Origin of the sequence: Saccharomonospora sp. CUA-673 (assembly GCF_001942305.1) — a bacterium.
Taxonomy (GTDB): domain Bacteria; phylum Actinomycetota; class Actinomycetes; order Mycobacteriales; family Pseudonocardiaceae; genus Prauserella.
Genome location: NZ_MKKE01000013.1, coordinates 16,238 through 38,146, shown reverse-complemented (window position 1 = coordinate 38,146; position 21,909 = coordinate 16,238). Strand labels below are relative to the sequence as shown.

At 69.9% G+C, this 21,909-nt stretch carries 20 protein-coding genes, 2 tRNA genes, 1 other RNA gene and 2 pseudogenes; 11 read left to right on the top strand and 14 right to left on the bottom strand.

Annotation, left to right across the window (positions count from 1 at the left end; all coding sequences use genetic code 11):
• Positions 1-58 precede the first annotated feature (58 nt).
• Positions 59-431, bottom strand: a transfer-messenger RNA (tmRNA) gene (gene ssrA, locus BJF85_RS08095).
• A 203-nt stretch (positions 432-634) separates the two neighbouring features.
• On the opposite strand from ssrA, the gene BJF85_RS08090 reads away from it, so the two are divergent.
• The 4 genes from BJF85_RS08090 (at position 635) to BJF85_RS08075 (ending at position 4,681) form a co-directional block, all read left to right on the top strand.
• Positions 635-1,378 (top strand): sensor domain-containing protein, encoded by a 744-nt coding sequence (locus BJF85_RS08090; protein WP_075846436.1) that lies wholly within the window; start codon positions 635-637, stop codon positions 1,376-1,378.
• A 44-nt stretch (positions 1,379-1,422) separates the two neighbouring features.
• Positions 1,423-2,535, top strand: a complete 1,113-nt coding sequence (locus BJF85_RS08085) for a sensor domain-containing protein (RefSeq protein ID WP_075846435.1) — start codon at positions 1,423-1,425, stop codon at positions 2,533-2,535.
• Positions 2,536-2,560: 25 nt separating this feature from the next.
• A complete protein-coding gene (locus BJF85_RS08080) occupies positions 2,561-3,202 on the top strand; it encodes a response regulator transcription factor (protein ID WP_075846434.1) in 642 nt (213 codons plus the stop codon).
• Between the two features lie 111 nt (positions 3,203-3,313).
• Positions 3,314-4,681, top strand: a complete 1,368-nt coding sequence (locus tag BJF85_RS08075; protein WP_075846467.1) for an acyltransferase — start codon at positions 3,314-3,316, stop codon at positions 4,679-4,681.
• A gap of 47 nt (positions 4,682-4,728) precedes the next feature.
• On the opposite strand, the gene BJF85_RS08070 is transcribed toward BJF85_RS08075, so the two are convergent.
• The 9 genes and pseudogenes from BJF85_RS08070 to BJF85_RS08030 all read right to left on the bottom strand — a co-directional run bounded on the left by BJF85_RS08070 (position 4,729) and on the right by BJF85_RS08030 (position 13,516).
• Positions 4,729-5,625: an amidohydrolase family protein gene (locus BJF85_RS08070; protein ID WP_075846433.1), complete on the bottom strand. Its 897-nt coding sequence runs from the start codon at positions 5,623-5,625 to the stop codon at positions 4,729-4,731.
• Positions 5,622-6,122 carry an SsrA-binding protein SmpB gene (gene smpB, locus BJF85_RS08065; RefSeq protein WP_075846432.1) on the bottom strand — a complete coding sequence of 167 codons (501 nt, stop codon included), beginning with the start codon at positions 6,120-6,122 and terminating at the stop codon, positions 5,622-5,624. The genes BJF85_RS08070 and smpB overlap by 4 nt, the downstream gene beginning before the upstream one ends.
• A gap of 119 nt (positions 6,123-6,241) precedes the next feature.
• Positions 6,242-7,141, bottom strand: a complete 900-nt coding sequence (ftsX, locus tag BJF85_RS08060) for a permease-like cell division protein FtsX (RefSeq protein ID WP_075846431.1) — start codon at positions 7,139-7,141, stop codon at positions 6,242-6,244.
• A 68-nt stretch (positions 7,142-7,209) separates the two neighbouring features.
• Positions 7,210-7,899, bottom strand: coding sequence for a cell division ATP-binding protein FtsE (gene ftsE / locus BJF85_RS08055; protein ID WP_075846430.1), 690 nt, complete (start codon positions 7,897-7,899; stop codon positions 7,210-7,212).
• 99 nt (positions 7,900-7,998) lie between these two features.
• Entirely contained in the window at positions 7,999-9,108 is a 1,110-nt protein-coding gene (prfB, locus tag BJF85_RS08050) for a peptide chain release factor 2 (protein ID WP_075846429.1), read from the bottom strand.
• A gap of 64 nt (positions 9,109-9,172) precedes the next feature.
• A complete protein-coding gene (locus BJF85_RS08045; RefSeq protein WP_187346885.1) occupies positions 9,173-9,682 on the bottom strand; it encodes a PadR family transcriptional regulator in 510 nt (169 codons plus the stop codon).
• Between the two features lie 303 nt (positions 9,683-9,985).
• A tRNA-Met gene (locus BJF85_RS08040) sits at positions 9,986-10,062 on the bottom strand.
• 346 nt (positions 10,063-10,408) lie between these two features.
• Positions 10,409-10,482: transfer RNA gene (locus BJF85_RS08035), tRNA-Met, on the bottom strand.
• Between the two features lie 72 nt (positions 10,483-10,554).
• Positions 10,555-13,516 (bottom strand): annotated as a pseudogene (locus BJF85_RS08030) (UPF0182 family protein).
• Between the two features lie 147 nt (positions 13,517-13,663).
• Between BJF85_RS08030 and BJF85_RS08025 the strand changes: the two are divergent.
• On the top strand, positions 13,664-14,290 hold the full coding sequence (locus BJF85_RS08025; protein ID WP_075846465.1) for a PPA1309 family protein: 627 nt from the start codon (positions 13,664-13,666) through the stop codon (positions 14,288-14,290).
• Between the two features lie 47 nt (positions 14,291-14,337).
• Here the strand turns inward: BJF85_RS08025 and BJF85_RS29835 are convergent, their stop codons facing one another.
• Together BJF85_RS29835 and BJF85_RS29830 are read right to left on the bottom strand one after the other, a co-directional pair.
• On the bottom strand, positions 14,338-14,700 hold the full coding sequence (locus tag BJF85_RS29835; protein WP_255375480.1) for a S16 family serine protease: 363 nt from the start codon (positions 14,698-14,700) through the stop codon (positions 14,338-14,340).
• Positions 14,643-15,503: a PDZ domain-containing protein gene (locus BJF85_RS29830; RefSeq protein WP_255375479.1), complete on the bottom strand. Its 861-nt coding sequence runs from the start codon at positions 15,501-15,503 to the stop codon at positions 14,643-14,645. The genes BJF85_RS29835 and BJF85_RS29830 overlap by 58 nt, the downstream gene beginning before the upstream one ends.
• A 101-nt stretch (positions 15,504-15,604) precedes the next feature.
• Here BJF85_RS29830 and BJF85_RS08015 point away from each other — a divergent pair, with 101 nt between their 5' ends.
• Complete coding sequence (locus tag BJF85_RS08015; protein WP_075846428.1) at positions 15,605-17,077, top strand: zinc-dependent metalloprotease; 1,473 nt, start codon at positions 15,605-15,607, stop codon at positions 17,075-17,077.
• A gap of 13 nt (positions 17,078-17,090) precedes the next feature.
• On the opposite strand, the gene BJF85_RS08010 is transcribed toward BJF85_RS08015, so the two are convergent.
• The gene (locus tag BJF85_RS08010) at positions 17,091-17,630 is read right to left on the bottom strand and encodes a M48 family metallopeptidase (RefSeq protein WP_075846464.1); all 540 of its coding nucleotides are present in this window, start codon (positions 17,628-17,630) and stop codon (positions 17,091-17,093) included.
• 295 nt (positions 17,631-17,925) lie between these two features.
• Here BJF85_RS08010 and BJF85_RS27895 point away from each other — a divergent pair, with 295 nt between their 5' ends.
• The 5 genes and pseudogenes from BJF85_RS27895 to BJF85_RS07995 all read left to right on the top strand — a co-directional run bounded on the left by BJF85_RS27895 (position 17,926) and on the right by BJF85_RS07995 (position 21,604).
• Complete coding sequence (locus BJF85_RS27895; protein WP_158056828.1) at positions 17,926-18,099, top strand: hypothetical protein; 174 nt, start codon at positions 17,926-17,928, stop codon at positions 18,097-18,099.
• Positions 18,099-18,794, top strand: a complete 696-nt coding sequence (locus tag BJF85_RS08005; protein WP_139320525.1) for a ThiF family adenylyltransferase — start codon at positions 18,099-18,101, stop codon at positions 18,792-18,794. Before BJF85_RS27895 ends, BJF85_RS08005 begins: the two co-directional genes overlap by 1 nt.
• The gene (locus BJF85_RS27185; RefSeq protein WP_158056826.1) at positions 18,791-19,039 is read left to right on the top strand and encodes a hypothetical protein; all 249 of its coding nucleotides are present in this window, start codon (positions 18,791-18,793) and stop codon (positions 19,037-19,039) included. The genes BJF85_RS08005 and BJF85_RS27185 overlap by 4 nt, the downstream gene beginning before the upstream one ends.
• A 141-nt stretch (positions 19,040-19,180) precedes the next feature.
• Positions 19,181-20,517: pseudogene (locus BJF85_RS08000) on the top strand (ABC1 kinase family protein).
• Positions 20,518-20,647: 130 nt separating this feature from the next.
• Entirely contained in the window at positions 20,648-21,604 is a 957-nt protein-coding gene (locus tag BJF85_RS07995) for a hypothetical protein (protein ID WP_075846427.1), read from the top strand.
• A 26-nt stretch (positions 21,605-21,630) separates the two neighbouring features.
• On the opposite strand, the gene BJF85_RS07990 is transcribed toward BJF85_RS07995, so the two are convergent.
• The gene (locus BJF85_RS07990) at positions 21,631-21,903 is read right to left on the bottom strand and encodes a hypothetical protein (RefSeq protein ID WP_083666078.1); all 273 of its coding nucleotides are present in this window, start codon (positions 21,901-21,903) and stop codon (positions 21,631-21,633) included.
• Positions 21,904-21,909 lie beyond the last annotated feature (6 nt).

The window sequence follows — 21,909 nt, the reverse complement described above, 5'->3', positions numbered from 1 at the left end:
TGACGCAGCCCGGAACGAGAAACCGGCGAGTGCTCTTCGCGAGCACTCGCCGGCCGTCGAGTGGAGTGCCGGGAATCGAACCCGGGTCCTCTGCCGCCTTTCCAGGGCTTCTCCGTGCGCAGTTCGCTGTGCCTCTACTCGGCCCCACCGGTCACGCGAACAAGCCGGTGTGACGGGCCCAGCCACTGTTTGTGTCCCAACCGGTCCCCGTGGCCGGGACCGGCGGTAAGCCTTCTAGCTGATGCCGGCAGACCGGGTCGAAGGCTTACCCGGGCCGACAGACTCGCACTCGCTCAGGCGGCGAGGGCGAAGTCGCGCTGACTGTTCGTCTTGGCGCTTATATTTAGTTGCTACGACGCTTGCGGTGGTCGTTGCCTGCACCGGCACGCTTCCCACTGGATCAACGTCCAGAGTCGAAACCGTTCACCCCCTTGGGTACCGACACGGGGTCGGTGTGGATCTCTCGTTCCCACCAGGATAACCCGTCCGGCAAGTCTTTAATTCCCCAGGCCGGGCGCATCGGACGGGTCGGTGGTGGGGTCAGCCCTACCTGCGGTGGGCGGGCAGCTCCCTGTCGGCGCGACCGGGCAGCGGGGATGCTGGTGCTCGACGACTGCGGGAAGGGGTCACGACGATGGACACGCGCGTCGCACCGGGCACGCCGGGGCTGAGCGGATCGTCGGCGGTGTTGGTGTCGAGCCTCCCGCTGGGGATCTTCTCGTTCGTCTTCCTGGTGACGACGTTCGCGGTGGGGCTTCCGCTGTCGTTGGTGTGGTTGGGCATTCCGGTGTTGATGGCGTTCCTGGCGGGTTCACGGGGGTTGGCGGACCTCGAGCGCATACGGGTGCGGGCGTGGCTGGGCAGGCCGGTTCCGCGTCCGTATCGGCCGCTGCCGACGACGGGGTTCCGGGCACGCTGGTTGACGCGGGCGCGCGATGCACAGACCTGGCGCGATGTGACCTACCTGGTGTTGCTGCTGCCGCTGGGGGTCGTCGAGTTCACGGTGATGGTGACGTTCTGGGCGCTGGCCCTGGGCCTGGTCGCGCTACCGGTGTACTACCGCTTCCTGCCCGACGGGCTGTACGCCTTCCCCGGGCACGATGTGCGGTGGATCGTCGTGGACTCGGTGCCGACGGCGCTGCCGTGGGCGGTGCTGGGCGTGCTGTTGGTGTGCCTGGCCGTGCCACTGACGCGCGGGGTGGGGGCCGGGCATGCCCGGCTGGCCGCGGCGCTGCTCGGTCCGTCGCCGCGGCGGGAACGCGCCGCCGAGGCGGCCCCGCCGGTGCCGACCTCGAGGGAAGCGGCGTCCAGGGATAGGGCCCCGACGGATGCTGCGTCGGGAGATGCCGCCGGGTCGACGTCCACGGTGGCAGGATGAACGGCGACCCGGGGAATGCGCCCGGGCGGAGCGGGGCGAGAGCAGTGAACGAGGACCAGCCGTGGCCCGGCACCTGGCGCACGATCGGCTACCAGGTGCTGACGCTGCCGCTGCGGCTCGTCCAGTTCGTCGTGCTGGTGACCCTGCTGCTGGCCGGGGTCGCGACGACGATCGTGTGGGTGGGCATCCCGCTGCTGATGGCCGCGACGTATCTGACGCAGTGGTTCGCCGACGTCGAGCGGCGGTGGTTGCGGCGGATGCTGCGGACCCCGGTGCCGGACGCGATCCGCGCCCACGGCGAGGGCCGGCTGCGCGACTGGTTCGCGCGGCTGGCCGACTCGACGACGTGGCGCGACCTGGCCTATCTGCTGCTCGCCTTCCCCATCGCGGTCATCGAGTTCGCGCTGGGCATCGCGTCGGCGATCGTCGTGCCGTTGGCGTTGACGCTGGCCCCCGGCGTGGGCTGGCTGCACGGCAAGCTCGCGTTGGCGCTGCTCGGGCCGCCGCGCGCCCAGCGACTCGAGGCGCGGGCGTCCCGGTTGCAGGCCTCCCGTGCCCGCGGGGTCGACGCGGCCGAGGCCGAACGGCGGCGCATCGAACGCGACCTGCACGACGGTGCCCAGCAGCGGCTCGTCGCCGTCGCCATGACGGTGGGCCGTGCGAAGACCAAGGCCGGGTCGGACAACACCGAGCTCGCGCAGCTGCTCGACGAGGCACACACCGACGCCAAGCTCGCCGTCGCGGAGCTGCGCGACCTGGCCCGCGGCATCTACCCGGCCGTGCTGGCCGACCGGGGACTGGACGCGGCGCTGTCGGCGTTGGCCGCGAAGTCGCCGATCGCCGTGTCGGTGTCGGTCGACGTGCCGCAACGTCCACCCGCGGCGGTCGAGAGCACGACGTACTTCATCGTCGGCGAGACGCTCACCAACGCGGCCAAGCACTCGGGTGCCACCGAGGTCGAGGTTGCCGTCCGCGGGGATGGCACTACCGTGATCGCCGAGGTGACCGACAACGGTCACGGCGGCGCCGAGATGCGCCCCGGTGGCGGGCTCGCGGGCCTGGCCGACCGGGCGGCCACGATCGACGGCGTCGTATCCGTGTCCAGCCCGCACGGCGGTCCGACGGTGATCCGAGCCGAACTGCCCTGCACCTGGTGAACCGTCCGATGGGGGTTGTGGAGAGTTGCGCGTCGTCATCGCCGAGGATGCCGTCCTGCTGCGCGCCGGGGTGCAGCGGCTGCTGGCCGACGAGGGCATCGAGACCCTCGCCGCGGTCGGCTCGGGCGACGAGCTCCTGCCCGCCGTCGAACAGCACCGCCCCGACCTGGCGATCGTCGACGTGCGCATGCCGCCGACGTTCACCGACGAAGGCCTGCGCGCGGCGCTGCGGGCGCGGGAGATCGTGCCGGACCTGCCCGTGCTTGTGCTCTCGCAGTACGTCGAGGAGACCTACGCGGTCGAACTGCTGTCGGCGGGCACCGGCGGGGTGGGCTACCTGCTGAAGGAACGGGTCGCCGACGTCGCCGACTTCCTCGACGCGATCCGCCGCGTCGCCGCCGGGGGCACCGCCATCGACCCGGAGGTGATCTCGCAGGTCATGGCCCGCGGACGGCGCAACCCGCTCGACGCGCTGACCGCCCGCGAGCGCGAGGTGCTCGAACTGATGGCGCAGGGCCTGTCGAACTCGGCCATCGCGACGAAGCTCGTCGTCTCGCACGGCGCCGTCGAGAAGCACATCGGCAACATCTTCCTCAAGCTCGGCCTCGACGGCAGCGCCGAGGAGCACCGCCGCGTCCGAGCCGTCCTCACCTACCTCAAACGCTAAATGCTCCCGGGGCGGTAGGGCTCACCCCACCTGGCGGGTACGAAAATCGGTAGCGCGGGACGGTGGGTGGCACCGCTGTGCGGGCATCGCCGGCTGACCAGGCTGAACGGTATGACCACGAGCCTCACGCCACCTGTCGCGCCACCCGCCGCTCCTGCCACTGCGCCCCCGGCACCCCGGCCCACCGCGCCACCCACGCAGCCTCCGGGGCGGGATCGGTTTCTCGACGCTGTGCGGACGCTTGCCGTGGTGGGCGTGGTGGTGCAGCACTGGACGATGCCGGTGCTGAGTTACTCCGACGGGGTGCTGACCACGGGCAACGCGCTCACCACCCCCGGCTGGTGGATCGTGACGTGGTTGTCGCAGGTCATGCCGCTGGTGTTCTTCGCAGGGGGTGCGGCCAATCTGATCTCCCTGCGGCGGGCGAGCTCGACCCGGGACTGGCTCGCCGCGCGGCTGCATCGGTTGTTGCTGCCGGTGCTGCCCCTGCTCGCGGTGTGGCTCGTCGTGCCGACGCTGCTGGGTGATCTCGGCGTCCCGGAGCAGCCCGTGGCCGTCGCGGGGGCGATCGCGGCGCAGCTGCTCTGGTTCCTGGCCGTGTACCTGCTGGCGGTCGTCGCCACTCCCCTGCTGGCAGCCGCGCACCGCCGCGGCGGGCTCGCGAGGTTCGGCGTGGTGCCGGCGTTCGCGGTCGCGGCGGCGGCCGTCGACGTCGCCCGGTTCGGCGGCCTGCCCCAGCTGGGGGAGGTACCCGTGGTCGGCTACGCCAACGCGGTGTTCGTGTGGCTCGCGGTCGCCCAGCTGGGTTTCCACTACGCCGACGGCGGGCTCGCGCGGCTGTCGACGAGCCGCGCGGTCGCCCTGTCCGGCGCAGGCTTCGCCGGGACGGCGCTGCTCGTGGCGTTCGGGCCGTACGCGCAGAGCATGATCGGCATGCCGGGCGATGCGGTGTCGAACATGAGCCCGCCCGCCGCGTGCCTGATCACCCTGGCTGTCGGTCAGATCGGCCTGGCGCTCGCGGTCCGCCCGCTGCTCACGCGGCCGGCGCGGCGGCGCCTCGGGTCCGCGGCGTTGACGTGGGCGGCGCCCCGGTTCATGAGCATCTACCTCTGGCACATGCCGGCGCTCGTGGTCGTCGCCGGGGTCGCCGTGGTCGGCCTGGGCCGTGCGACGCCGCAGCCCGGGACCCTCGCCTGGGCCGTGACGCTGCCGGTCTGGCTCGCGGCCGCGGGCGTCGTGCTGGTGCTGTTGGTGCGGGTCGCCGGCCGGTTCGAGACGGCGGCACCGCAGCGCACGCCCGCGACGCAGACCCCGGCCCCGATCGGCAGGCTCGTCGCCGCGGGGCTGCTCGGCGCGGCGGGTGTCCTCGGCCTCGCCGCGACCGGTTTCGGCAACGGACCGGAGCTGTGGGCGGCCCTCGTCGCCGGTGCTTACCTGCTCACCAGGCCCGCCGTTGGCGAAGCGTCAAGGGAACATTAGTCGCGATCAACGCAACCATGGGGCCCTCGGGAGGCTTGAACGGTGGGTTAGACGCCGAGGAGTTTCGCGGGCGTGTCGTGGAGGACGGCCCGCAGGAACGGTTCGCCGAGGCGGTCGTCGGACTCGGCCCAGCCGGCGATGGCACGCAGCTGCGTCGCGTAGTCGTACGGGATGTTCGGGAAGTCGGTGCCCAGTACGACCCGGTCGGCCACGTCGGCGAGCCGGGCGGGCCAGTCGGCGGGCATCGGCATGAAGCTCTCGGTGAACGGCACGCCGACCATCGTGGTGTCGAGGTGCACGCGCGGGAACCGGTGCACCAGCTCCAGCGCCTCGTCGTACTCGGGCATGCCCGCGTGGGCGAGGACGGCGACCAGCTGCGGATGCCGCTGCAGCACCTCGGCGAACACGTCGAGTCCGGTGTGCTCGCCCTGCAGCGGGCCGTGGCCGCAGTGCACGACGGCAGGGATGCCCGCGTCGGCGAGCGCGCCCCACGCGGCGTCGAGGTGCGGATCGCGCGGGTCGTAGGCCCCGACCTGGACGTGCACCTTGAAGCAGCGCGCGCCCGCCCGGACGGCCTCGTCGACGTAGGTCGCGGCCTCCGGTTCGGGGAAGAACGTCGCGGTGCGCACGGCGAGCGGCTCACGCTCGGCGAACTCGGCGACCCAGCTGTTGAGCCAGTCGGCCATGCCGGGTTTGTGCGGGTAGACCAGCGGCGCGAACGTGCGTACCCCGAGCGCGCGGAGCGTGTCGACGCGGTCGGCCTCGGGCAGCCGGTAGTGCACCGGCCACGGCAGGCCGTAGTGCTCCTCGGCCCGGTCGAAGTAGGCCCACACCTTCTGCAGCATGCGGTCGGGCAGGAAGTGGACGTGGATGTCGACGAGGCCGTCGAGCCCGAGCCCCCGCGCCCAGGCCGCGACGTCGTCGTCGCCGGCCGGGCCCGTCACCGGCGGGCCGCGCGCTGCTGCTTGTGCTTGCCCTTGATCGCGCGCCCCATGGCCTTGGAGATCTCGCGCTGGGCGTCGCGCTTGGCGATGTCCTGACGCTTGTCGTGCGCCTTCTTACCGCGGGCCAGGGCCAGTTCGACCTTGACCTTGCCGTCCTTGAAGTACAGCGACAGCGGCACGAGGCTGACGCCGCTCTCCTTGGTCTTGCCGATCAGCTTCTCGATCTCCTTGCGGTGCAGCAGGAGCTTCCTGGTGCGCCGCGGGGCGTGGTTGGTCCACGTGCCCTGCGCGTACTCGGGAATGTGCACGTTGCGCAGGAAGACCTCGCCGTCGTCGACCGTCGCGAAGGCCTCGCCGAGGGACGCCTTGCCGGCACGAAGGCTCTTGACCTCGGTGCCGGCGAGCGCGATGCCGGCCTCGTAGGTGTCGAGGATCGTGTAGTCGTACCGCCCGCGGCGGTTCGACGCGATCACCTTGTGTCCGACTTCCTTGACCATGTCTCGACTCTAACCGCCCTCGACCTACAGTCCTAACGGGTTACCGCCACCGAGCCCCGGAACGGCGCTGCGCCGGGGCCCCGTCACGGAACCCCGGCGCAGACGCTTGCTCAACTCCGCTAGGTGCGCACGTAGGCACGTAGTGTGACGTACCCGGTGATGGCGGAGATGAGGATCGACGTCCCGAGGAGTATCGGTGCCACGGGGAACAGGATGTCGATCAGTTCGATCGTGGGTATGGCGCCGCCGGTCGCTTCGAGGATCCGGTCGAGCGCTATGTATTTGATCGCAATCAGCCCCCCGGTGCCGATGACCGCACCGATGACGCCGGCGACCACCGCTTCGAGGAGGAACGGCAGCTGGGTGTACCAGCGGGTCGCGCCGACGAGTCGCATGATGCCGACTTCGGTGCGCCGGGTGTAGGCCGACACCTGGATGGTGTTGGCAATCAGCAGCACGGCGGCGAAGGCGGCGATGAGCGCGACGATGAACGTGCCGTTCCGTCCGGAGTTCAGCAGGCTGAAGAACCGTTCGAGGAACTTGTTCTGGTCGTCGACGTTGGCGACGCCGGGTTGGTTGGAGAACTCCTGCACTATGACGTCGCTGCGTTCGGGGTCGAACAGCTTGACGTGCAGGGAGGCGGGCAGCGATTCGGGTCGGGCGAGCTCGACGAGCTCCGGCTGACCCTCGAAGATCCGCTGGAACCGCTCGTAGGCCTGCTGCCGGTCCTCGAACACGACCGATTCGACGGCCTGGTTGGTCTCGAGCGACTGCCGGATGGTCGAGCACGGCTCGGCGGTGCAGTTCGGGTCGTTGGCGCTGATGTCCTGGGTCATGTAGACCGTGACCTCGACGTCGTCGAGGTAGCTGGCCTGCATCTTGTCGATCGTGCGGACGAACAGCAGCCCACCGCCGAACATCCCGAGTGAGATGGCGGTGGTCAGGATCATGGCGATGGTCATCGTGACGTTCCGGCGCAAACCGGTGACGACCTCGCTGAAGACGAAGCTGGCGCGCATCTAGGGCACGGTTCCTTGGAAGTCGGGGGTCGGGTCTTGCTGGGCGGGGATTCGAGTCGCTGCGGGGGTCAGCGACCGACGCCGTACACGCCTCGACGGTCGTCGCGGATGACCTTGCCGAGGTCGAGTTCGACGACGCGGCGGCGCATCGAGTCGACGATCGAGTGGTCGTGGGTGGCCATGACGACGGTCGTGCCGGTGCGGTTGATCCGCTCCAGCAGCAGCATGATGTCCTGGCTGGTGTCGGGGTCGAGGTTGCCTGTGGGCTCGTCGGCCAGCAACACGAGGGGCCGGTTGACGAACGCCCGCGCCATGGCGACGCGCTGCTGTTCACCACCGGAGAGCTCGTGCGGCATGCGGTCCGCCTTGCCGTCGAGGCCGACCAGTTCCAGCACCTCGGGCACCACCTTGGTGATGGTGCGCTTGGGCTTGCCGATGACCTCGAGGGCGAAGGCGACGTTCTCGGACACCGTCTTGTTGTTGAGCAGGCGGAAGTCCTGGAACACGCAACCGATGGTCTGGCGCAAGCGGGGGACCTTGCGCCGGGGCATCTTGGCGACGTCGAAGTTCGACACCGACACCCGACCGTTGCTGGGCACTTCCTCCCGCAGGAGCAGTCGGAGGAACGTCGACTTCCCGGACCCGGAGGGGCCGATGAGGAAGACGAACTCACCCTTGTCCACGTCGACCGAGACGTTGTCCAGGGCCGGACGTGTCGAGGTCTTGTAGACCTTGGATACGGATTCGAGCTGGATCACGATTGGGCATCCTACAGTTGGGCGACGTTAAGGCCGGGTTGCCCAGCCTACGCTCACGGCGATGCCGTCACCTGCGGCGATGCTCGTCCGCTGGTCCAGCTAGGCGACGTCGGCTTCCTGTTGCTTTCGCCACCGGATGCCGGCGTCGAGGAACGCGTCGATGTCACCGTCCAGCACGGAGGACGGATTGCCCGATTCGTGCTCGGTGCGCAGGTCCTTGACCATCTGGTACGGGTGCAGCACGTAGGAGCGCATCTGGTTGCCCCAGCTGCTGCCGCCGTCCTTGAGGGCGTCGAGTTCGGCCTGTTCCTCCTCCTTCTTGCGCTGGAGGAGCTTGGCCTGCAGGACCTTCATCGCGGCGGCCTTGTTCTGCAGCTGCGATTTCTCGTTCTGGCAGGACACGACGATGCCGGTGGGCTGGTGGGTGATGCGCACGGCCGAGTCGGTGGTGTTGACGCTCTGCCCACCGGGCCCTGAGGAGCGGTAGACGTCGATGCGCAGGTCCTTCTCGGGGATGTCGACGTGGTCGACCTCTTCGACCTCGGGCAGCACCTCGACGTGGGCGAAAGAGGTCTGGCGGCGGCTCTGGTTGTCGAACGGCGAGATGCGCACGAGGCGGTGGGTGCCTTGTTCGACGGACAGGGTGCCGTAGGCGTAGGAGGCGCCGACCTTGAAGGTGGCCGATTTGATGCCGGCTTCCTCGGCGTAGGAGATGTCGTAGACGTCGGTGCCGTAGCCGTGGCGTTCGGCCCAGCGCAGATACATGCGCATGAGCATCTCGGCGAAGTCGGCGGCGTCGACGCCGCCTGCTTCGGCGCGGATGTTGACGACGGCGTTGCGCGGGTCGTACTCGCCGGACAGGAGGGTCCGCACCTCGAGGGTGTCGATGGCCTCGGTGAGGGCGGCCAGTTCCGTCTGGGCCTCGCCCTTGCTGGCGGCGTCCCCCTCGGCCTGGGCGAGTTCGTGGAGAACGCCGAGGTCGTCGAGGCGCTGGCGGAGTTCGCCGACGCGGCGCAGGTCGGCCTGCTTGTGCGACAGCTGGCTGGTGACCTTCTGGGCGGCGTCGGGGTCGTCCCACAGGTCGGGCCGGGCCGCTTCCTCCTCGAGGGAGGCGACCTCCTGGCGCAACGCGTCGATGTCCATGACGGTTTCGACCTGCGTCAGCTTGCCGTCGAGGTCCTTGACGACGTCTTCGAACTCAGCACTCACGAATGACTAGGTTACGGCAAATCGTGCGGCCGCCTGAGGCGGCCGCACGAGATGCGCGCCGGGGTCACTTGGCTGCGGCGCTGACGACGGTGTCGAGGAGTTTCAGTGCCGCCTTGGCGTGGGCGAGGTCGAAGTCGGCGACGGCCTTGGTGACGGGGTCGTCGGCGGCCTTCGAGAGGGCCCTGGCTTCGTCGGACTGTTCGGTGTACACGGCCTTGGCCGTCTCGAACAGGTTCTCCCGCTGCTTCTGGGTGAGCACGCGGGCGTGCACGAGCCGCAGGATGAGCGGCGACCGCAGGTGGTCGGCCGCGGAGTCGGCGGCGACCCAGGCCTTGAAGGCCTTCTTACCCGCGGCGGTGATGACGTATTGCTGGCTGGAGCGCGGCCCCTGCTTGCCCATGCGGACGTACCCGGCTTCGTGCAGTGCGGGCAGTTCGCGGTAGACCTGGCTTCGGGTGACGCTGAAGAACGCTCCGAAGCGTTCTTCAGCTCCGGCGACGAGTTCACCGCCGGTGGCGGGGCCGTCGTGAAGCAGGCCAAGCAGTGCTGCGGCTGTTGCGTTCAAATCGGACACGTCTCTACGGTGCCACGTTCCGGCCTTTCTGTCCACAGTGGCCGCCGTCCTGGTCCACAGTGGAGTCGCGCAAAGTCCACAAGCACCAGACCCACACGGACGAACGGCGTATTGACACCCACCCGCCAAGCGCACCCCCACCACACACCGTGACCCCGCGAAGCCGAAGCCGAGCCCCAGCCCCCTGACACCGCAAGCGAAGGCAACGGCGATGGCGATGCGAAGCGAGCCAAGCCGAGCCGAGCGATACCCCAGAGCAGCAAAAAGGCCCCGGCTCACCAAAGTGAGCCGGGGCCTTCAACCTGGTAGCGGGGGCAGGATTTGAACCTACGACCTCTGGGTTATGAGCCCAGCGAGCTACCGAACTGCTCCACCCCGCGTCGTTGTGTAAACACAACTCTACACCCCCACCAAGATCACCATGACAGGGGGTAGCCCCTCACCCGACCAGCAAGGAACGCAGACCTCGAGGTGCGGAAGACGTCGAGACGTGTGGACACACGCGTGCCAGGAAGGCGAGTGAGTGAAGCGAACAACGCCGCCCCCGTACGCAACGAAACACACGTACGCAAAGAGGCAAGTGAGCGCAAGCGAACAATGCCGGCCCACAACCGGGGGTCCGGGGGCGGAGCCCGCCGGCCTGGGGGTGTGGGGGCTGGGCCCCCACAACAAAGCGAAAGAGACCCCCGTCCACGCACTTCGTGGACAGGGGTCTCCCGATCTCTGTAGCGGGGGCAGGATTTGAACCTACGACCTCTGGGTTATGAGCCCAGCGAGCTACCGAACTGCTCCACCCCGCGTTGTGTGGGTCCCACTTTACGCCTCGGTGTCGGCGAGGCGTAAAGCGGGTGCCCGTTGGGTGTCGTTGCTGGTCAGCCGCCTGCGGTTTGGAGTTCGTCGTACCGCTGGGTGGCTTCGTCGAGTTCGGAGAGCGCTTCGCCCTGCGCCTGGAAGTCGCCGTTCTCCTGGGCGGTTCGCAGCTTGGCGAGTGCGTCCTGGATGTCCTCGACGACGGCGCTCATCTCGGCGTTGTCGGCCCCGCCGCCCTGCTGGCCGTCCTGGCTGTCGCTGCCGGGTGCCTGCTGGTTGTCGGTGTCGCCGCCTTGCTGGCCCTCGTCCTGACCGCCGCTGTCGCCGCCTTCGGGGTCGCCGGCTTCGGGTCCGGTGGCGGCTTCGCCGGTGCCTTCACCGAAGACCTGGTCGAGGGCTCCGTTGAGGGTGGAGTCGAAGCCGATGCGGCCGCCGAAGGAGACGAGCACTCGGGCCAGCTGCGGGTAGCTCTGGGCGTTGCGCTGCTGGACGTAGATGGGTTCGACGTACATGAACCCGCCTGCGACGGGCAGGGTGAGCAGGTTGCCGTAGATCAGGTCGACACTCTGGTTCCCGAGGAGCGTGCGGTCCTGGGTGAACTCGGGGTGCGACTGGAAGGCGTTCTGCACCTGCACGGGGCCTTCGAGCTGCCTGCTGCCTGCCGTGGGCAGTCGCAGGACGCGCATGTCGCCGTAGGTTTCGGGGTCGGACGAGGCCGACACCCACGCGGCGAGGTATTGCCGGTTGAGCGGCGTCAGTGCGCTGGTGAGCTGGAAGGTGGGCTCGTCCTGCCACGGGGACTGCGAGAACGTGTAGTACGCGGGCAGCTTGGCGGCGTCGGAGTTGGGGTCCAGGCCGCCTTCCGTGGTCGGGTCCTGCGGCACGTTCCAGAACGTCTGGGTCGCGTAGAACTCCTGCGCGTTCTGGACGTGGTACTGCGTGATGAGCTCACGCTGGATCTTGAAGATGTCCTCCGGGTAGCGGAAGTGCTCGCGCAGTTCGTCGGGGATCTGCCTTCGGGCGTCACCATGCCGGGGAACGTCTTCATCCAGGCGTCGAGGACCGGGTCCTGCTGGTCCATCTGATACAGGTCGACCGAGCCGTCGAACGCGTCGACGGTGGCCTTCACCGAGTTGCGGATGTAGTTGACCTCGGTGTCCTGCTGCGCCGCGACGCCCTGGAGCGAGTCCTGGGTCGCCTCGCCGAGCGAGGTGCGCTGCGAGTACGGGAAGTTGTCGAGCGTGGTGTAGCCGTCGATGATCCACTTGATCTTGCCGTCGATCACCGCGGGGTACGGGTCGCCGTCGGCGGTCAGCCAGGGGGCGACCTTCTCGACACGGTCGCGCGGGTCGCGGTTGTACATGATCTTCGAGCCCTCGCTGATGGCGCTCGAGAACAGGATGTTCCGCTCACCGTGCTGCATGGCGAACACGGCCCGGTTGAACCAGTTGTCGATCGGCACGCCGCCTTCGCCGTCGTACAGGTACGAACGGTCCTGGGCGGTGTCGTACTCGCCGGGTGCGACGCCCTCTTCACCGCCGACGATGGCGTAGTCGGTGGCGAGCTCGCCGTAGTAGATGCGCGGCTCGTCGACCGGGATGCCGGCGCTCGGGGTTCTGCGTGTCGGAGGTGCCGGCGACGGGGTAGCCGCCGTCGCTGTTGGCGTCCTCGAGGCACGGTCGATCGTGTTGGCCGGGGCCGCGACGAAGCCGTTGCCGTGGGTGTAGACGAGGTGCCGGTTGATCCAGGTCTGCTGGTTGGCGGCCAGACCCTGCGTGTTGATCTCCTTGGCAGCGACGATGTAGGCCTGCCGCTGGCCGTCGACCTCGTAGCGGTCGATGTCGAGCTTCTCGGGGAAACCGTAGAAGTTCTCACGGCCGACCCGCTGGGTGAAAGTCGGCGACAGCACGTTGGGGTCGAGCAGGCGGACGTTCGGATGGTGCCCTGCTCGTCGCGGATCTGCTCCGGGGTGGCCTCTGATTCGCCCGAATAGTCCTCGTACTCGATGTTGTCGAGGCCGAAGGCGAATCTCGTGGCTTCCATGTTGCGTTCGATCGATTCGGCCTCACGCTGGTTGGCGTTCGGACGGACCGAGAACTGCTCGACCATGGCCGGCCAGGCGACGCCGACGACGAGGCCGGACAGCAGCAGCAGGACGAGCGCGATCGCCGGCAGCTGGATGTTGCGCATGAACGCGCCCACGAAGAACGCGATCGCGCAGAAGATGCAGATGCACAGCAGGATGAGCTTGGCGGGCAGCACGGCGTTCAGGTCCGTGTAGGTGGCACCGGTGAACAGCTCGTTGCGGTCCGACAGCAGCAGGTTGTAGCGGTCGAGGTAGTACTCGGCGGCCTTGAACAGCACGAACAGGCCGATCAGGATCGACAGCTGGATGCGCGCCGGGCTGGAGATCGAACCGCCGCGGCCGGCGAGCCGGACGCCGCCGAACAGGTAGTGCGCCATCAGTCCGCCGATGAAGGCGACGACGACGGCGGCGAACAGCCAGCCCAGGACCCAGCCGAGGAACGGCAGGTCGAAGACGTAGAAGCCGATGTCGTTGCCGAACTGCGGGTCGGTACGCCCGAACTCGCCGCCGTTCAGGAACATCTGCACGGTCTGCCAGTTGGCCTGTCCGGACACGCCCGCGACGAGGCCGGCCAGCACGGGGATGCCGATGCCGAACAGCTTGACCCTGCTGGACACGACGGCCCGGTACTGCGCGAGCGGGTCGTTGTCCCCGCTGACGGGTACGAACACCGGCCGGGTCCGGTAGGCGATCATCAGGCTGACGGCCAACGCGCCACCGACCAGTACGCCGGTCGCCACGAAGAGGATCGCCCTGGTCAACAGGACGGTGGTGAACACGCCGCGCGCGTCCACCTCGCCGAACCACAGCCAGTCGACGTACGCGTTGAGGAAACGCGCTCCGAGCAGCAGAAGCAGGACGAGGACAGCCGCAAGTGTCAGCAGGACACGAGCCCGCTTGGACAGTTGTGGGATCCCGACGGGAGGCCGAGTGGCCACTGCGCACACTCCTGAGGTCGTAACCGGCGTGGTCCAGGGATCCCCCGCGCGTGCGGCGTCCCTACTAAACCTAACTCTACGGACCAGGGTGAGAGTTCCCGGAATGCCCCTAAATCGGACTCGATCGCACCTGCCACGATGGTGCCCATGACCGAGAGCGAAAGTGCGTCTGGCCAGGCCGGCGTCGTCGGCGCCATCGCCCGCGAGGTGGAGGAGTTCGTGGCGTCCGGAGGCTGGGGACAGCCGCCCGCGCTGTTCGCGCTCGTGCCGACCGCGGACCTGCTCGCCCAGCAGCCCGAGCTGGCCGATCAGCTGGACCCGACCTCCACGCTGACCCCGGTGGCGCAGGATTCGCTGCCCGACGAGGACCTCGCCGAGGCGCTGGCCAGGATCGCCTGGCCGGAGGCCGTGCACGGCTGCGCGCTCGCGCAGGAGATCATCGTGCTTCCGCCGGACGCCGAGGGCGAGCTGCCCGACGTCGGTACCGCAGGCGGTACCGGCGACGGTACCGACAACGACGTCGGCGAGGATTCGGCCGCGGTCTCCCCCGCCGACGTCGAACGACTCAAGCAGGCGGCAGCCGATCATCCCCGGCGCACCGAGGCCCGACTGGTGGCCGCGGTGCTGCGGGACGGTCCCGCAGCGTGCGTGATGCGGCTGCGCGGCATCCGCACCCAGCCCGAGGACGACTCCGAGCCCACCGAGGAGATCGTCGAGCACCCCGAGCTCGCGCCGAACCTGGTCGACGCGCTCCGGACGACGTTGAGCGACTGAGCTCGCCCGGGCCCCGCCGGCCGGAGCTCAGCCCCGGCGGCCGGGACTCAGCCCTGGCAGGTCGGGGCCTCGCGGCCGTCGCGCAGGGCGCGGAGCCCGTCCACGGCATCGTCGAGCGTCTCGATGCGCAGCAGTTTCAGCCCCTCGGGCGCGGCGGCCGCCGCCTCGGCGCAGTTGTCCGCGGGCACGAGGAAGGCCTCGGCGCCGTCCTCCTTCGCGGCGACGACCTTGAACGAGATTCCGCCGATCGCGCCGACCTCGCCCCGCGAGTTGATCTCGCCGGTGCCCGCGACGGTCCGGCCGTCGAGCAGCTTCTCCTCGTCGAGCCGGTCGACGATGGCCAGCGCGAACATCATGCCCGCCGACGGGCCGCCGACGTGCTCGAGCGAGATGTCGACCGTGAACGGCACGTCGCCCGGTCCGCGGGCTGCACGCCCAGGAAACCGTGGTTCTGCCCCTGCGGATGTTGCGTGAGCGTCGCGGTCACGGTGCGCGGCTCGGCATCACCGCGCGTGTACGTGATCTCGACGTCCTGACCGGGCCGGGTGTTCTCGAGCGCCGCCATCACCTCGGACTGCTCGGACACGCTCCGGCCGTTGACCTCGTTCAGCTCGTCGCCCGGCTCGAGCAGCTCGGCGGCGGGGGTGTCGTCGACGATCTGGTCGGCCACGACCCGCACCGGGTGGCCGAGGGCCCGCAGCGCCGCCACCTCGGCCTGGCTCTGCGACTGCTGGAACTGCTCGACGTTCTCCTGCCGCACCTGCTCGTCGGTCTGCCCGGGTTGGAAGTACTCCTCGCGCGGCGCGACCGAGTAGCGGCCGCTGATCCACAGGCCGAGGGCGCCGAACAGGGTGACCTCGTCGTTGAGCGAGACGGTCGTCATGCGCAGCTGGCCGTCGTCGTCGTAGCTGCGCGCGCCGTCGATCGTCACGACGTCCCTGCCCTCGTTCTCGCCGAGGGTGTCGTAGGTCGGCCCCGGCCCGAGGGCGACGTACGGGACACGGACGTACGAGCCGACGAGAACGAACGTCACCACGAGGGCGATGCTGAAGATGATCGTCCAGGTGCGTCTGGTGGGGCGGCGCAGGCTCCGCTTCGACTCCTTCTCGCTCGCCTCGTCCGGCGGCGAGTAGGGCGAGAACCCGTCCCGCTTGTCGGCGGGGCCGGACTCCGTGACTCCTGACGCGGACCTCGTGTCGTCGGGCTCGTTCACGGGCACAGCGTACGGCGAGGCGTGTCAGCTCAGAGCGAAGGTCCGATCGATGCCGTTGATCGGCGCGTCGGAGGCGACATTGCACGCGTACGGTGGGAGGTATGAGCAACCCCTTCGGCTTCGGCTTCGGCATGCCCGATCCCGACAAACGCCCCGGCAACGACGCGTCCGGCTCCGGCGGCGGTCAGGGTGGAGATCCGTTCCAGCAGCTGGGCCAGATGCTCAGCCAGCTGGGTCAGATGCTCAGCCAGGCGGGCAGCTCGTCGGGGCCGGTGAACTACGACCTCGCCAAGCAGATCGCGCTGCAGCGACTCGCGTCCGAGAGCGGTTCGGCCGGCTCGGGCGGCGAGTCGGGCGAACCGCCGATGGGCTTCGCACCGTCGGGTGAACTCGAGCAGGGCGACAACGCCGTCCGCGACGCCGCGCACCTCGCGGAGCTGTGGCTCGACGAGGCCACGATCCTGCCGGCCGGGGCGACCCAGGCGGTCGCGTGGTCGGCGAAGGACTGGGTGGAGAAGACGTTGCCGACCTGGCAGCGGCTGTGCGACCCCGTGGCCCAGCAGGTGTCGAGCGCGTGGACCGAGGCTCTGCCGGACGAGGCCAAGCAGGCCGCCGGGCCGCTGCTGTCGATGCTCGGGCAGATGGGCGGCATGGCGTTCGGTTCGCAGCTGGGCGGTGCGCTGGCCGAACTGGGTTCGGAGGTCCTGACCTCGGCCGACATCGGCCTGCCGCTCGGCCCGGAGACGACGTCGGCGCTGCTGCCGGCGAACATCCAGAAGTTCACCGACGGTTTGGAGCGCCCCGCCAGCGAGGTGCTCGTGTTCCTCGCCGCGCGCGAGGCCGCCCACCAGCGATTGTTCGCGCACGTGCCGTGGCTGCGGCAGCGGCTGCTGGCGACCGTCGAGGAGTTCGCGCGCGGCATCACGGTCGACGTCTCGGGCCTCGAGCAGCTGGCCGGCCAGATCGACCCGTCCAACCCGCAGAGCATCGAGCAGGCCATGTCGTCCGGGTTGTTCGAGCCGCAGACGACCGAGGAGCAGAAGGCAGCACTGGCCCGGCTCGAGACGCTGCTGGCGCTCGTGGAGGGCTGGGTCGACGTGGTCGTCGCCGACGCGGTCGGCAACCGACTGCCCGGCGCCGACGCGCTCCGGGAGACGCTGCGCAGGCGCCGCGCGACCGGCGGCCCCGCCGAGCAGACGTTCGCCACGCTCGTCGGCCTCGAACTGCGGCCGCGGCGGATGCGTGCGGCGTCGGCGCTGTGGAAGCTCGTCGGCGACCGGCACGGAACCGAGACGCGCGACCACCTGTGGTCGCACCCCGACCTCATGCCGACGGCCGAGGACCTGGACGAGCCGATGGACTTCGCCGACAAGCTCGGCGGCACCGTGATCGGCGCCGATGTCGACCCGATCGCCGAGCTGGAGAAGACCAGGCCGGCCTCGGACGGCGACTCCGGTTCCGATTCCGGTTCCGGTTCCGATTCCGACACCGACTCGGCGGCCGACTCCGACACCGACTCGGACACCGACTCGGGCTCGGGCTCGGACGGGTCGAAGCCCGACGACGAGCGCTGACACCGCGCCGGCGTCACTCGTCGTCGGCGTAGTCCTCGTCGTCGACCGCGGCGATGCCGAGGTTCGCGGCGGCCGACAGGCCTTCCAGGTAGCCGATGGCCCGTTCGGCCTTCGGATAGCGGTGGACGAGCTCCCAGAATTCGTCGTTGTGGTCGGCGACCCGTAGGTGCGCCAGTTCGTGGACCAGGACGTAGTCGAGCACCCATGGGGGCACGTCCCGCAGCCGCCTGCTGACGCGGATGGTGCGGTTGACCGGCGTGCACGAGGCCCAACGCGTCCGCATCGGCCGCACCCACCGCACGCTGGCCGGTTTGGCCGTGCCGTCGAGGTACCGCCGGGACAGCTCGGTGCAGCGCAGCAGCAGGGCCTCGTCGGAGGCGCGCGCGGGCGAGGCCCGCTTGCTCTCGGTGCGCTGGAGCTTCTTCTGCATCTCGGCGACCCAGTGCCGCTCTTCCGCCTTCGTCATGGTCGCCGGGATGAGCACGACCATCGTCTCGCCTTCCCGGTAGGCGGTGACCGTCCTGCGTCGCCGCGCACTGCGACGCACCTCGATCTTGTCGTCGGGAACCCATGTTTCCGCCACCCGTACACCGTAGAGCGCAGCACCGACATCCGGGATGGCTCGAACGTCACAGAGCCCTGTTTATCCACATTGAGATTTGCCTGTGGATAACTCGCCGGTTCGATCCACCCGATGTCCGGTTTGCCGTCACCCTGGGGTCATGACTCGTACACGGAGTGACACCGGAACGGACGCAGGTCCGGCCCCGACCACGGAATCGACGACAGACGATGCGACAGCGGACCCGGCGCCGGCCGCCGACGGAACACTCGCCACCGGGAAGGAGGTGGCGCTGCCGACGCGGCCACGCGTGGTGCCCGGTCTGGACGTCCTGCACCGCCGCGACGGGGAGCTGCAGATCGGGGTGGAACCGCGGCACGCGGTCGTGCTGAACAACCTGTCCCCGATGCTCACCGACATCGTCCGCGGCCTCGACGCAGTCGCAGCACCGCCACCCTGATGCAGCTCGCCGCGTCCGAACCGGGCCACCCGAGCGAGGGTGCCGGTGCCGAGCACCTGCGCCGGATCCTCACCGAGCTGGCGCGCCGCGGCCTGCTCGAGGACACCGACGCCCCGGCGCACGCGCGCTCGGTGCGCACCGACGAGCCCGCGCTGTGGTCGCTGACGTCGTCGCGACAGCGGCGCACGTCGGCCGGCCGCTGGGCCCGGAGCACCGTGCTGCTGCAGGGTGGTGGCCGGTTGGCCGCCGCCCTCGCCCGGATCCTCGCGACGGCGGGTGTGGGGCACCTCGACGCCCGGGCCGAAGGCCGGGTCGGGCCCGAGGACCTCGGCACGGGTTTCGTCGACGGCGATGTCGGCTCCCCGCGACGGCAGGCGATCACGGAGCTGGCCAAGCGGACGAACTCGTCGATCAGGACCGGCAAGGTGCGCGGCAAGAACCGGCCCGATCTGGTGGTGCTGACCGACACGGTGGTGCCCGCGCCCGAGGTGGTCAGCGACCTCATGGCCCAACGGCAGCCGCATCTGCTGGTGCGGGTGCGCGACGGCATCGGCATCGTCGGGCCGTTGGTGTATCCCGGGCGCAGTGCGTGTCTGGAATGCGCGACCTGGAGCGCACCGGGTTCGACGCGTGCTGGCCACGGGTCGCCAGCCAGTTGGCCGGCAAGATCCCCCGCACCGAGCTGTGCAGCGTGACCGCGGCCGCCGGGGTCGCGGGCGGGCAGATCCTGCGCATGCTCGATCCCGACGAGGGGGTCCCGCCCGCGTGGAACGGCACGATCGAGATCGACGCCTTCGGCGCCACGACCTACACCCGGGGCTGGACGCCGCAGGCCGCCTGCCGGTGCGGCGCGGCCGACCACCTGGCGCGCACCGCGGCGGCCGAGGCCGCGAAAGCGGCCGCGCAGGACCGGGCCGGCGCGACGACCGGCGCCCCGTGACCGCCCGGCCCCACCGGCGATGCGGCGCACCTCACGCCCGCGGACCCCGTCCCCACCGGGTTCGTAGCGCCATCGATGCCCCACGGCTGTGATCGACAGGGCACAATCGCAGACGTGACGGATTTCCGAGGTGGCGACCAGCTGGACGGCGCCGAGCAGGGCGAGGACGGTGATGCGCTCCCCCGCCGGACCGTGGCGCGCACGGCGAAGCTTGCGAGCCTTCCGCTGGGGATGGCCGGCCGCGCGGTCGGCGGTTGGGGACGCCGCCTGACCGGCCGGAGCGCCGACGAGGTCAACGCCAATCTGTCCGCGAAGGCGGCCGAACAGCTCTTCGAGGTCCTGGGCACGCTCAAGGGCGGCGCCATGAAGTTCGGCCAGGCGCTGAGCGTGTTCGAGGCCGCCGTGCCGGACGAGCTCGCCGAGCCCTACCGCGACGCGCTCACCCGCCTGCAGGCCGCCGCTCCGCCGATGCCGGCCCGCCAGACGCACCGGGTGCTGACCGAGCAACTGGGCCGGTCGTGGCGGCAGCGGTTCTCCTCCTTCGACGACGAGCCGACCGCCTCGGCCAGCATCGGCCAGGTTCATCACGGCGTCTGGCACGACGGACGCGAGGTCGCCGTCAAGGTGCAGTACCCCGGCGCCGACGACGCGCTGCGCGGCGACCTGCGCCAGCTCCAGCGGTTCAGCAGGCTGTTCCAGAGCCTGGTGCCGGGCACCGACGTCAAGCCACTGCTCACCGAGCTGGCCGAGCGGATGGACGAGGAACTCGACTACCGCCGGGAGGCCGACAACCAGCGGGCCTTCGCCAAGGCGTTCGCCGGCGACGACCGCGTGCTCGTGCCGCGCGTCGTCGCCAGCGCGCCGAAGGTCGTCATCACCGAGTGGGTCACCGGCACGTCGTATTCGGAGATCATCCGCTCGGGCACGCCCGAGCAGCGCAACAACGCGGGCCTGATGCTGGCCGAGTTCCACTACTCGTCACCGGCCAGGGCCAGGCTGCTGCATTCGGATCCGCACCCGGGCAATTTCATGCTGCGCGAGGACGGCCGCGTGTGTGTCATCGATTTCGGCGCCGTCGCACGCCTTCCCCACGGCGCACCGCCCGCCATGGGTCGGATCATGCGGTTGGCGCTCGAAGGCCGTTCCGACGAGCTCTACGGCGCGTTGCGCGCCGAGGGATTCGTCCGGCCGGACACCGAGATCGATCCTGATGACGTCTACGCATACCTCCAACCCATCGTGGCTCCCCTCGAACAGGAGCGTTTCCATTTCTCGCGCCGCTGGGCCCAGGACCAGGCGCTGCGCATGGGCGACCTACGCAGCCAGGACTTCCGCACCGGGAGGTCCCTCAACCTGCCGCCGCACTGGTTGATGATCCACCGGGTGACGGCGGGCGCCATCGGCATTCTGTGTCAGCTCGACGCCGAGCTTCCGCTGCGGTCGATTGTGCAGAAATGCAGCCGGGATTCGCCGACTGAGCACCACCGTGGGCCGAGTTGTCCACAGTTTTCGCGAAAACGGAGCGAATTCACCGTTCGCGGCCCCGGTTTATCCACATCTCGCACCGAACCCTCCCCTGCCGACTCCGCAGTCGCCACGCTCGAACCCATGACCGTTCTCGCTGATGCGGCACAGCTCGCACCCGCCGCAACCGACACCGTCCAATCCGTCGCCGAGCTTCGCGCCCGGGGCCTGTCCGACGGCACGATCAACCGGCGATGCCGGCCGGACGGCCCCTGGCGCCGTCTCCTGCCGGGCATCGTGCTGCTCGCCCCGGGCGAACCGACACGCAGACAGATGCAGCAGGCGCTCGTGCGCTATCTCGGCCCGGAGGCCGTCATCACGGGCGTCGACGCGCTCGGCGCCCACGGGCTGGAATTGGCGCGGCCGACCACCGTCCACGTCCTGGTGCCGCCGGGCAGACGCATGGTCAGTCCGACCTTCGCCCTGGTCGAACGCACGTCGCGGCTGCCCGACCCGCTGGTCGTCGACGGCATCCCGTACGCGCCCGCCACCCGCGCGGCGCTCGACGCCGCGCGCCGCGAGAAGGACGTCGCGCGGCTGCGGGATCTGCTGTCGCTGCCGGTCTACTACGGGCTGGCCACGAGTGCCGGGCTGCGCGACGAACTCGATGCGGGCAGCCAGCGCGGTTCCTCGGCGGTGCGCACCGAGCTCAAGGCGATCGAGCGCGAGTGCGACACCTACATCCACGGGTGGGCCCGCACCCTGCTGCGCAACGGGCCGCTACCGCCGCCCCGGTGGGACGTGACGATCTGCGACCGGCGGGGCAAGGCCATCGGCACGGTCGACGCGTGGTGGGACGAGGTGGGCATGGGCTGGCAGTTCAACCCGCCGGGCCGTGCGCATCTCGGTCATCTGGCGTTGAGCGCGGCCGGGGTCGTGATGGTGCGCACCGAGCCCGACATGCTGCGCACCGACCGCACCCGGGTGCTGCGCGAACTCGTCCGATCCTTCCACCTGGCCACGCGGTGCGAACGACCACCGGTGCAGTGCCTCGACGCGCTCCACGGCAGCCCGCCCGCACGCAGCAAGGCGACGGCATGAGGACCATCCCGCCGGGCCTGCACGGTTCACCAGTACTCGGCAGGCAACTTGCCCTCGATGGCGCGAACGTTCTCCCGCACGCACGCGGGACACACCCAGCGGGTGCCATCCCCGTCGGTCTCGCACGACCAGCCCAGCGCCGTGGCGGCCGCGCCGCCCGAACCCTTGGCACCGCACAGCCGGCAGCACACCGGGTCCGCTCCGGCGCGCACGGCATTGTGGACGTCATCGGCGGCGTCGTCCCGGGAGCGTGCGGCCATGCCGTCATTGAACAGCGAACGTGCGGTGTCCGCGAGCACGGTTTC